The 11,307-nt window shown below is 71.3% G+C and carries 7 protein-coding genes and 3 pseudogenes; 3 read left to right on the forward strand and 7 right to left on the reverse strand.

Going from position 1 to position 11,307, the window contains the following annotated elements; translation table 11 throughout:
• Nucleotides 1-19 precede the first annotated feature (19 nt).
• Complete coding sequence (gene sdhA / locus MMSP_RS22260) at nt 20-1,774, forward strand: succinate dehydrogenase flavoprotein subunit (protein ID WP_020788439.1); 1,755 nt, start codon at nt 20-22, stop codon at nt 1,772-1,774.
• On the forward strand, nt 1,774-2,586 hold the full coding sequence (locus tag MMSP_RS22265; protein ID WP_020788440.1) for a succinate dehydrogenase iron-sulfur subunit: 813 nt from the start codon (nt 1,774-1,776) through the stop codon (nt 2,584-2,586). Before sdhA ends, MMSP_RS22265 begins: the two co-directional genes overlap by 1 nt.
• An 11-nt stretch (nt 2,587-2,597) precedes the next feature.
• Here MMSP_RS22265 and MMSP_RS27255 read toward each other — a convergent pair whose 3' ends face one another.
• The 5 genes from MMSP_RS27255 to MMSP_RS22285 form a co-directional block, all read right to left on the reverse strand.
• Nucleotides 2,598-3,692, reverse strand: a complete 1,095-nt coding sequence (locus MMSP_RS27255; protein WP_084472626.1) for a hypothetical protein — start codon at nt 3,690-3,692, stop codon at nt 2,598-2,600.
• Nucleotides 3,689-4,219 carry a hypothetical protein gene (locus tag MMSP_RS27260; protein WP_235065921.1) on the reverse strand — a complete coding sequence of 177 codons (531 nt, stop codon included), beginning with the start codon at nt 4,217-4,219 and terminating at the stop codon, nt 3,689-3,691. The genes MMSP_RS27255 and MMSP_RS27260 overlap by 4 nt, the downstream gene beginning before the upstream one ends.
• 246 nt (nt 4,220-4,465) lie before the next feature.
• On the reverse strand, nt 4,466-4,882 hold the full coding sequence (locus tag MMSP_RS27265; RefSeq protein ID WP_161628250.1) for a hypothetical protein: 417 nt from the start codon (nt 4,880-4,882) through the stop codon (nt 4,466-4,468).
• 181 nt (nt 4,883-5,063) lie between these two features.
• Nucleotides 5,064-6,872, reverse strand: a complete 1,809-nt coding sequence (locus MMSP_RS22280; RefSeq protein WP_084472630.1) for a PE family protein — start codon at nt 6,870-6,872, stop codon at nt 5,064-5,066.
• Between the two features lie 212 nt (nt 6,873-7,084).
• Nucleotides 7,085-7,528, reverse strand: a complete 444-nt coding sequence (locus tag MMSP_RS22285; protein ID WP_020788443.1) for a hypothetical protein — start codon at nt 7,526-7,528, stop codon at nt 7,085-7,087.
• A 69-nt stretch (nt 7,529-7,597) separates the two neighbouring features.
• Here MMSP_RS22285 and MMSP_RS22290 point away from each other — a divergent pair.
• Nucleotides 7,598-8,230, forward strand: a pseudogene (locus MMSP_RS22290) (carboxymuconolactone decarboxylase family protein); the annotation flags it as partial.
• A 6-nt stretch (nt 8,231-8,236) separates the two neighbouring features.
• On the opposite strand, the pseudogene MMSP_RS22295 reads toward MMSP_RS22290, so the two are convergent.
• Together MMSP_RS22295 and MMSP_RS22300 are read right to left on the reverse strand one after the other, a co-directional pair.
• Nucleotides 8,237-10,047, reverse strand: a pseudogene (locus tag MMSP_RS22295) (PE family protein).
• Nucleotides 10,048-10,191: 144 nt separating this feature from the next.
• Nucleotides 10,192-11,120 (reverse strand): annotated as a pseudogene (locus MMSP_RS22300) (sigma-70 family RNA polymerase sigma factor).
• Between the last annotated feature and the right edge of the window lie 187 nt (nt 11,121-11,307).

Genomic DNA, 11,307 nt, shown 5'->3' on the forward strand with positions numbered 1-11,307 from the left:
AAGTCCGGAAAGGCAAGCCTTGATCCAGCAACACCGATACGACGTGGTGATCGTCGGCGCGGGCGGTGCCGGCATGCGTGCGGCGGTAGAAGCGGGTCCGCGGGTCCGCACCGCGGTGCTGACCAAGCTGTATCCGACCCGCAGTCACACCGGCGCGGCCCAGGGCGGCATGTGCGCCGCGCTGGCCAACGTCGAAGACGACAACTGGGAATGGCACACGTTCGACACCGTCAAGGGCGGCGACTACCTCGCCGACCAGGACGCCGTCGAGATCATGTGCAAAGAGGCCATCGACGCGGTGCTCGACCTGGAAAAGATGGGGATGCCGTTCAACCGCACCCCCGAGGGCCGCATCGACCAGCGCCGCTTCGGCGGGCACACGCGCGACCACGGTAAGGCTCCGGTGCGCCGGGCCTGCTACGCCGCCGACCGCACCGGGCACATGATCCTGCAGACGCTGTACCAAAACTGCGTCAAGCACGACGTGGAGTTCTTCAGCGAGTTCTATGCGCTCGATCTCGCGCTCACCGAGACCCCGAGCGGTCCGGTCGCCACCGGAGTCATCGCCTACGAGCTGGCGACCGGCGACATTCATATCTTCCACGCCAAGGCCATCGTCCTGGCGACCGGCGGTTCGGGCCGGATGTACAAGACCACCTCGAACGCGCACACGCTGACCGGTGATGGCATCGGCATCGTCTTCCGCAAGGGACTCCCGTTGGAGGACATGGAGTTCCATCAGTTCCACCCGACCGGCCTGGCCGGCCTGGGCATCCTGATCTCCGAGGCGGTACGAGGCGAGGGCGGCCGGCTGCTCAACGGCGAAGGCGAGCGCTTCATGGAGCGCTACGCCCCCACCATCGTCGACCTGGCGCCCCGCGACATCGTCGCCCGCTCGATGGTGCTGGAAGTGTTGGAGGGCCGCGGCGCCGGTCCGCACAAGGACTACGTCTACATCGACGTCCGCCACCTGGGCGAGGACGTGCTGGAGGCCAAGCTGCCCGACATCACCGAGTTCGCCCGCACCTATCTGGGGGTGGACCCGGTGCACGAGCTGGTGCCGGTCTATCCGACCTGCCACTACGTGATGGGCGGCATCCCCACCACCGTCACCGGACAGGTACTGCGGGACAACACTCACGTCGTTCCCGGCCTGTTCGCCGCGGGTGAGTGCGCCTGCGTCTCGGTGCACGGCGCCAACCGGCTGGGCACCAACTCGCTGCTGGACATCAATGTGTTCGGCCGCCGGGCCGGTATCGCCGCGGCTCGCTACGCGCGCGGGCACGACTTTGTGGACATGCCGGCGGAGCCGGCCTCGATGGTGGTCAGCTGGGTAGCCGACATCCTGTCCGAGCACGGCAACGAGCGCGTCGCCGACATCCGCGGTGCCCTGCAGCAGACCATGGACAACAATGCCGCGGTGTTCCGCACCGAGGAAACCCTCAAACAGGCACTCACCGACATCCACGCGCTCAAGGAGCGGTATTCCCGCATCACCGTGCACGACAAGGGGAAGCGGTTCAACAGCGATCTACTGGAAGCCATCGAACTGGGCTTTTTGCTGGAGCTGGCCGAAGTCACCGTGGTCGGCGCATTGAACCGCAAGGAGTCCCGCGGCGGGCACGCCCGCGAGGACTACCCCAACCGCGATGACGTCAACTACATGCGCCACACCATGGCCTACAAAGAAGGCACCGACCTGCTCAGCGACATCCGGCTGGACTTCAAACCCGTCGTGCAGACCCGCTACGAACCCAAGGAACGGAAGTACTGATGTCTTTGGACACTGAGAGGGCCTCCTCCGACGACGTCACCGACTCGCTGGCCCCACCGTTGCCGCCGGTTCCGGACGGTGCGGTGATGGTGACGGTGAAGATCGCGCGGTTCAACCCGGATGCCCCCGAGGCCTTCGCATCGACCGGCGGCTGGCAGAGCTTCCGGGTGCCGTGCCTGCCCAGTGACCGGCTGCTGAACCTGCTCATCTACATCAAGGGCTACCTGGACGGCACCCTGACCTTCCGACGTTCCTGCGCACACGGAGTGTGTGGCTCCGACGCCATGCGGATCAACGGCGTGAACCGGCTGGCCTGCAAGGTGCTGATGCGTGACCTGCTGCCCAAGAAATCGGGCAAACAGCTCACCCTCACCGTCGAACCGATCCGTGGGCTGCCGGTGGAAAAAGACCTGGTGGTCGACATGGAGCCGTTCTTCGACGCGTATCGCGCGGTGAAGCCCTATCTGATCACCAGCGGCAACCCGCCCACCCGGGAGCGCATTCAGAGCCCCACCGACCGCGCCCGCTACGACGACACCACCAAGTGCATCCTGTGCGCGTGCTGCACCACCAGCTGCCCGGTGTTCTGGAACGAGGGCAGCTACTTCGGCCCGGCGGCGATCGTCAACGCGCACCGCTTCATTTTCGACAGCCGTGACGAGGCGGCCGCCGAGCGACTCGACATCCTCAACGAGGTCGACGGCGTGTGGCGCTGCCGCACCACGTTCAACTGCACCGAGGCCTGCCCGCGCGGCATCGAGGTGACCAAGGCGATCCAGGAAGTCAAGCGGGCGCTGCTGTTCTCCCGCTGAGCCGGTCCGTCTCAAGATAGGGAGATGCCGAAGCCACCGGCACCGCCGCCGCCGCCATCGATGCCATTGGCGGCGCCGCCGTATTCGCCTTGCGCACCCGGAATGACCCCCAGAGCACCAGCATTACCACCGTTCCCGCCGCTACCGGCCAGGTAGTCGCCACTCCCAAATGGGGGCGGGACCCCTGGTAGGCCGGTGCCGCCGGCACCGCCCCTACCGCCATCGCCCGAGTGGACGTTGCTGGCCCCGCCGACCCCGCCGTTTCCGCCATTTCCGGCGTTGTGGCCGGCATAGGCGTCGCCGCCCCGGCCGCCGGCGCCGCCGTCGCCCGCTGTCCCGTACAGGCTGTCACCGCCACGCCCCCCACGTCCGCCGGCCTCGCCGCCGGCACCGTCGGCGCCGTTTCCGCCGTTCCCACCGTTGCCCCAGGTACCCGCCGCGCCGGTAGCACCGTTGGCACTTGTGGCTCCGTTACTGTCAGCGCCGCCACTCCCGCCCGCACCCCCTGCACCGGAGGCGCCAGCGTTACCGCCACTAGCGCCGTGGATGTATCCACCCGTTTGCCCGTTGGCGCCGTTGCCGCCGTTGCCGCCGTCGCCGCCCTGGCCGCCGGTTCCACCGACCCCGCCGGCACCCAAGCTGCCCGCGTCGCCGACCGGTGCCGCACCCGCGGCCCCGCCCGCACCGCCGGTGCCACCGGCACCGCCCGCCATTCCGAATACACCGCTGGCACCGGCGGCCGAATTATCGCCACCATCGGCGCCCCGGCCGCCGACCCCGCCCGTGCCGCCGGTACCGCCGGAGCCCCCATCACCTGCGAGGCTTCCGCCCATACCACCGTTGCCACCGGCACCGCCGATCCCGCCGGTGCCGCCGTCTTCGCCGTTCGTTGGGCGACCGACGGAGCCATCCGCGCCCGCAGCGCCGGCCACGCCGCTGGCGCCGTTACCTCCGTTTCCACCGTCGCCGCCGTCGCCAACCAGGCCGCCGTTGCCACCAGCGCCGCCCGCGCCACCGGCGGCCCCGGCAGTAGTGGCGGTTGCGCCGTTGCCGCCGTTGCCGCCGTGATCGGCGGCGGCGCCTGAGACGCCGGACGCACCTCTCACGGAGCCCGCGCCTCCCTTGCCGAGAGCACCACCGGCGCCGGGATCGCCGCCGTTACCACCGGCCCCACCGGCTTGGCCCGGGTTGACGGCATTGGCGCCGTCGCCCCCGTTGCCGGCGATGCCACCGGTCCCGCCGTCACCTCCCACCCCACCGTGGCCCTGTTCGCCGGCATGACCTGCTGCCGCGGTGCCCCCTTTCCCGCCAGCTCCGCCAGACCCGCCAGCCCCGCCGGTCCCGCCGTCACCGCCAGTTCCGCCGCCGATATCGTTCGACAGCGTGTTGCCGACCGTCCCGTCGGCGCCAGTGCCGCCAACACCGCCGTCGCCGCCGGCCCCGCCCGCCCCGCCGTTACCGCCGTTGCCGAACTCGGAACCGCCCTTGCCGCCGGCGCCACCGGTCCCGCCGGTCCCGCCGGCCTGACCAGCGCCGCCGCTATCGCCCGCGGCGAGCCCGCCGCTGCCCTCGGCACCGACCCTCCCGGCTCCACCGGCCCCACCGGTGCCGCCGTTGCCGAGCCGCCCGCCATCGCCACCTACCCCGCCGTCACCGCCGTTGGGGGAACTGGCCGACCATCCGGAATCAGCGCCCGCCCCGCCGTTGCCGCCGTTGCCACTGCCTGCAGTGAGCGTGGTCGAGCCGCTGAAACTGATGCCGGAACCGGTTCCGCCCGCGCCGCCGGCCCCGTTATACCCGGAGTCACCGCCGGAGCCGCCGGCGCCGCCCGTGGGGTCGACACCATATGTCCCCCCTCCGGATCCGTCTCCCCCGCCGATCAGCCTCGAGTCATAGGTACCCCGGTGGCACCGTCTCCGCCGTCACCAGCAGTCCCGGCCAGTCCACCGTTACCACCGTTGCCGCCATGACCCTGGGTGCCCGCCGCCGCCGTGCCGCCGTTGCCGCCCTTGCCGCCGGAGCCACCAGCGCCGCTGTCTCCACCGTTACCGCCCGCGCCGTTGTGGACCGACATCAACTTGCCGTCAGCGCCGTCCCCGCCGTTGCCGCCGGCCGCTCCGTTGCCGCCGACCCCGCCATCGCCGCCGTTGCCGGCACCGGCGCCGCCCTTGCCGCCGTCCCCGCCGGCACCACCGCTGCCGCCAGCACTGCCATCGCCGCCGGATCCGCCGACTCCCGGTGCCGTCATCACCGGCGGTGGCACCGCTAGCGGCATGGGTGCCGTTGCCGCTGTCACCGCCAATGCCCCCCCTTGCCGCCCGCGCCGGGATCACCACCGGCGCCACCAGCGCCACCGGCGCCATCGTTGACCGCCGCGCTACCGGCGGCCCCGGCACCACCGTCACCGGCGGCCCCGCCCAGCGCTCCGTCACCGCCAACGCCGCCCGCGCCATGACCGCCGGAGACATAGCCAGCCGCTACCGCACCGCCGCCAGCCCCACCGGCACCGCCGGAACCACCAGCACCGCCGACGCCACCATCGCCACCATCGTCTCCATTGGCACCGGCCTGCGTACCGGCAGCACCGGTGGCGCCGTGCCCGCCAAGACCGCCGGCCCCGCCCTTGCCGCCGATGCCACCATCTCCGCCGTTGCCGGCATGCGTGCCGCCACTGCCGCCGTCCCCGCCGGCACCACCGCCGCCGCCGCCGGCCCCGCCGGCACCACCGGTCGCACCGGCGTTCCGGTGCCGTCATCACCGGCGGTGGCACCGCTAGCGGCATGGGTGCCGTTGCCGCTGTCACCGCCAATGCCCCCCTTGCCGCCCGCGCCGGGATCGCCACCGGCACCGCCGGCACCACCGTCACCGCCCGTCGGTCCCGCGGCGCCGTTGCCGCCGGAGCCACCATCACCAGCAGCCCCGCCCAGGGCACCGTCACCACCGATACCACCGGCACCGGCACTGCCGTGCAGCCCGAACAGTCCGCGCGCACCCCCACGACCACCGGCACCGCCCGCACCACCGTCACCGCCCGCACCACCGGCGCCACCGACACCGCCGTCACCCCCACTGAGACCACTCGAGCCCGTAGCACCGGGGTCAGCGACCACCGCACCGGCCGCCCCCGCTACCCCGGTGCCGCCGACACCCCCGTCCCCGCCCCAACCGAACAGCAGCGCGGCGCTACCGCCAGCGCCGCCGTCACCGCCAACACCACCAGCACCGCCCGCACCACCGAGGCCGAACACCAGCCCGCCGCTACCACCAAAACCGCCGTCACCGCCAACACCACCAACACCGCCCGCACCACCGCGGCCAAGCATCAACCCGCCGTTGCCCCCGCCGCAACCGTCACCGTCCACACCACCAACACCGCCGGCACCGCCCTGACCGATCAACCAACCACCGTTGCCACCGCGACCCCCAGCGACTCCATCGACGTCGGAATCCCCACCCTGGCCGCCACTGCCGTACAGTCCCGCGGCGCTGCCCCCGTCACCCCCATTGGCGCCGCCGGCGCCACCATTGCCGATCAGCCAGCCACCGTTGCCGCCGACACCACCCGCACCGGCCGCCCCGCTGAGCCAGTTCCCGCCGTTTCCGCCCAATCCGCCGTTGCCGAACAGTCCGGCGTTTCCACCGGCCCCGGCGTTTCCGCCGATACCGGTGACGCTGTTCCCGCCCCACCCGCCGGACCCTCCGGAGCCGTAGAGCCACCCGCCGGAGCCGCCGGCACCGCCCGCGCCGCCCGGGCCAGCCGCACTCGCGCCACCGGCACCGCCGGCACCGCCGTTGCCGATCAGTCCCGCGCCACCACCCCTACCACCGGCTAGCCCACCCTCGGTTTGGCTGTAGCCGTTTCCGCCGTTGCCATAGAGCAGCCCGCCGGCCTGGCCGTTCGGGCTGGCCGCTGTCCCGTCGGCGCCATTGCCGATCAATGGGCGCCCGATCATGGCCTCGGTTTGCGCGTTGACCGCTCCCAGCAGAGTCTGCAGTGGCGACGCGTTGGCGACCTCGGTGGCCGAATACCACTCGGCAGCCGCGTTCACGGCCTGAACAAACTCGGCGTGAAACCCAGCCGCCTGTGCGCTGATGGCCTGATAGTCACGGGCGTAGGTGCCAAACAGCTCCGCAATGGCTTCCGATACCTCGTCGGCGGCCGCCGACAGCACCGAAACGGTCGGGGTTGTCGCGGCCGCGTTGGCGGCCTGAAGCATCGACCCGATGTTTGCCAGATCAGACGCGGCGACCGACAAAATTTCCGGCGCGGCAACCACATACCCCATTCGGGACCTCCAGGACGTCTTAGCTACTCACCGGAGCCATCCGGTCACTTTGTTGATTAATCAATAGAGTAGACGCGGCGGTCTCGCCCGCAGTACATTTTAGAATTTCATTCTAGAATGCTTGGGATGGCGCGGCCAACGGGCAAGTGACGCAACTGGCCCCGGGGTATCGGAGCCGCTCCGGCACGCACCAACGCACGGCGCTGGCTACCTCATGCGTTCGACGTTTCAGACCTTAGGACGTCCCCGTCACACTCGCGCACCAACTCGTCGACCACCGACTGCCACCCCGGGCCGTCGATGCAGAGTTGGCTGGCGGTGAGCACCAACCGCTCGGGTGCCCCGGGAAATAGCGACGCAGCGAACAGCCGGCCGGTGCACATGTCGAAGCTGGACCGATGCCGTGCGACCACCTCTGCCACCGCCGCGCCCGGGGGTTCCACCGCCCAACCCCAGCCGCCGCCGGGCCGAGACGTCCAGGTATCCACCCGGGGTTCCAACATGGTGCCGAGGGCGGGATGAGCGTCGAAGACCGTGTCGACCGCGGCTCGTATGCGCGACTGATCCACCCGCGAGTGTGCGACCAACACGTTGGTGTGTGCGCTGGGCTCGATGTCCTCGAGCCGGGGCAGCTCCGCGAAATACGAGTACGACATGACCCGAGGCTCCGGCACAGTCCTCGATGAATTCTTGGCAGATTCTTGGAGCGCCGCCGCGCCGGCCTGTCACATTCGGGCGGCCCGTCTCGTCTGAGGGGTATGACACAGAAAACCCGTATCGAACCCTTGCCCCCAAAGCGAGCCGGCCTGCTGGTCGGCGCCCTTTATCGGATAGCCAAACGGCGCCTCGGCGAAGTTCCCGAGCCATTCAGCGTGGTGGCACAGCACCGGCGTCTGCTGGTTGCCAATGCCGTGCACGAAACCATGGTCGAGCGAGCGTCACGGACGCTGCCGGCCGGCGTGCGAGAACTGGCCGTGTTCTGGACCGCGCGCCAAATCGGCTGCTCATGGTGTGTTGACTTCGGATCGATGCTGCAGCGCCTCGACGGCCTGGACGTGCACCGGCTCGAGGACATCGACGAGTACGCGACGTCACCGCTGTTCAGCGACGACGAGCGCGCCGCTATCGCCTATGCCGAGGCGATAACCACCGACCCGCACACCGTCACCGACGAGCAGGTGGCCGAGCTGCGGAGCCGCTTCGGTGACGCCGGAGTGGTCGAGCTGACCTATCAGATCGGCTTGGAGAACATGCGGGCGCGGATGAACGCCGCGCTGGGCATCACCGAGCAGGGCTTCAATTCCGGTGACGCCTGCCGCGTGCCATGGGCCACCGCCGAGCCGCAGTTCGGGAGGTAAGCGCAGTCAGACGCCGGTGGCACCCGGTGCGCCGGGGCTGCCGCCGCGCTGCCCGCCGTCCCCGCCGGCCCCGCCGGCCGCGCCGGTGCCACCGGGACTTCCGCCATCGCCACCGGCTCCCCCGCTGCCGCCATCTCCGGTCAGCTCGGCGTCCCCGCCGGCCCCACCCGCCCCGCCATTACCCCCGGTACCGCCGGAAAGCGCGCTACCACCGTCGCCACCGGCGCCACCCGCACCACCAGTGCCGTTGAGCAAACCACCATCACCGCCGGCCCCGCCGCCGCCACCGGCTCCGCTCTGCAGCCCGACGCTGTCCCCACCGCCGCCGCCTGACCCGCCGGCTCCGCCCAAACCGAACAGACCGGCATCCCCGCCGGACCCGCCGACACCACCATTTCCAGCGTTACCGCCCGCAAGAGGACTGATGTCCCCGCCGTTGCCGCCGGCCCCACCGGCGCCGCCGTTACCGCCAGCCCCGTTCAGCAGGCCCCCGAGGGCGCCGGCACCGCCGGCGCCGCCGGCCCCGCCATTTGCGTTCCCGCCCGAGCTGGACCCGCCGGCCCCGCCAGCCCCGCCAGCCCCGGACAGCAATCCGGCTGCGCCACCAGCGCCGCCGCGTCCGCCGATGCCGCTGTCGGCGCCGTAGCTGTCACCACCGGCCCCGCCGGCCCCACCATTTCCGCCGGCACCGAACCACCCGGCAGCACCGCCGGCACCGCCGGCCCCCCGTAGCCTCCATTCCCGGCATCTTGATCGTTTGGTTGACCGCCGGAGCCGCCGTCGCCACCGGCCCCACCATTCCCGCCGGCGCCGTACAGCGACCCGCCGGCCCCACCGGCCCCGCCCGACTGCACAGTGGCACTTGTCGGTCCACGACCGCCGGCCCCACCGGCCCCACCATCGCCGATCAGCCCCGCTGAGCCGCCGGCACCACCGATGCCGCCGGCGTGCTGGGCAGTGGCGTACCCGCCGGCCCCACCAGCACCACCGTCGCCATACAACGACCCGCCGTGGCCGCCCGCACCGCCGGCCCCGCCGGGCCCGGACACGTTGCCGGTCGAACCTTGGGCGTTCCCACCGGCCCCGCCGGACCCGCCGGCGCCCCATAGCCCGGCGTCTCCCCCGGCACCGGCGGTGCCGCCGCCGCCTCTGTTGCTAAGCCCGCCATCGCCCCCAGCGCCGCCATTGCCATGCACCCAGCCGCCGTGGCCGCCCGCCCCGCCGGCGCCACCGTCGCCGGTTTGGCCGCCGCCGGTCATGGCCCCGCCGGCACCACCGGCCCCTCCTGAGCCCCACAACCCCGCGGCCCCGCCCGCTCCGCCGGCACCTGCGACCACGCCTGCGGAAATTGCGGCGCCCGATCCGCCATCGCCGCCGGCACCGCCGCTGCCGTACAACAACCCGCCCGCCCCGCCATTCGGATTGGCGTCCATCCCGTCGGCACCGTTGCCAATCAGCGGGCGCCCCAACAGCGCTTGGGTCGGCGCATTGATCACAGCCAGCAGGTCCTCCTGCACGGTGGCCAACGGCGACGCGGCGGCCGCCTCGGCGGCCGCATAGGCGCTTCCGGCATTGCTGAGCGCCGACACAAACCGGCTCTGAAACTGCGTCGCCTCGGCGCTGAGCGCTTGATAGTCCTGGGCATGGGCAGAAAACACCGCCGCGACCGCCGCCGACACCTCATCGGCACCCGCGGCCAGCACCCCTGCGGTCGGGACCGCCGCCGTCAGGTTTGCTGCGTCCAGCGCCGCGCCGATTCCCCGCACATCCCTGGCCGCTGAGGTCAGCGCGTCGGGAATCGTTAGAACGTATGACATCGCCGACCTCCGCGCAGGCACTGTTGGCTAGGTACAGAAAGCTCAGGCTAGCCAGCGGTTTGGCGAAGTTTCGGCTTTCAGCCAAGCCTTTACACGCGCGAAAAATCGGCTGCCATGCCGGTCAGGCGGGGCGCGCCGCCGCGACTAGCCGACGAGGTCGCGCAGGGGTGAACCGCTGAACTTGTCCGGGTTGGCGATATCCCAAAGGGCGCATACCTTTCCGTCGCGCACTGTCATCGCGGTGATGCGCGGCAACATCGCCCAATGCCCGCCGTCGCCGGCCGTGCCCAGTGTGTAGGAACCCAATTCGCCGTTGACCAAGGCCAACTGATTCGCCGTGTAGAACGCTGGGCCGTAGCGCCGAGCCAGGCCGAGCATGAACCGGGCCACCTTGTCCGCGCCGCAGATCACCCGAGCCGCGGTGGGGGCGCGGCCATTTGCGTCACCGGTGAAGGTCACATCCGGATGCAGCAGCGACACCACCGAATGCAGGTCACCGGAGGCCATGGCCGCCATGAGCCGACCAACCACCTCGTCGTGGGTGGGGTCGGGCCGAGGCGGGGGCGCCGCCGCCACGGCCTTGCGCGCCCGCGATGCCAGTTGGCGCGCGGCGGCCTCACTGGCCCCGATCACCCCGGCCCCCTCGGCGAACGGCATGGCGAACCCGTCGTGCAACACGAACGCGACCCGCTGATCCGGGCTGAGCCGCTCCAACACCACCATGACCGCAAAGCGGGCATCCTCGGCGGCGACCACCGCCGACAGCGGATCAGCGCCCCCGCGTCCCCGAGCCCGGTGACCACCGGTTCGGGCAGCCAATGCCCGGTGTAGGTCTCGCGCCGCCGGGCCGCCGAACGCAACTTGTCCAGGCCAAGCCGGCTGACCACGGTGGTCAGCCAAGCACGCAGGTCGGCCACGTCGTCGCGGCCCGGTGCCGCGTCCCAGCGCAACCAGGCTTCCTGCACGATGTCTTCGGCGTCGGCGACGGTTCCAGTCAGCCGATAGGCGACCGACATGAGATGCGGTCGCAGCGACTCGAATGTCGACGCCGCCTGCGCCCCAAGCACAGCCATCACCCGAGTGTAACGCTCCCAGAACCCCGGCACTGGGCACCGCAACGGCCAGCTTCGGCCTGTTTGCCAGCCGCGCAATAGCCGGGCCCTGCTGCCCCGCGGAGGGACATTGCGGTAGGCGCGAGCCGCCTCGCCGAGGACGAAGTCCGCACCGTGGTCCAGACGAAAAAAGGATCAAGACAATGAC

Source organism: Mycobacterium sp. 012931, from assembly GCF_000419295.1.
GTDB classification, from domain to species: domain Bacteria; phylum Actinomycetota; class Actinomycetes; order Mycobacteriales; family Mycobacteriaceae; genus Mycobacterium; species Mycobacterium marinum.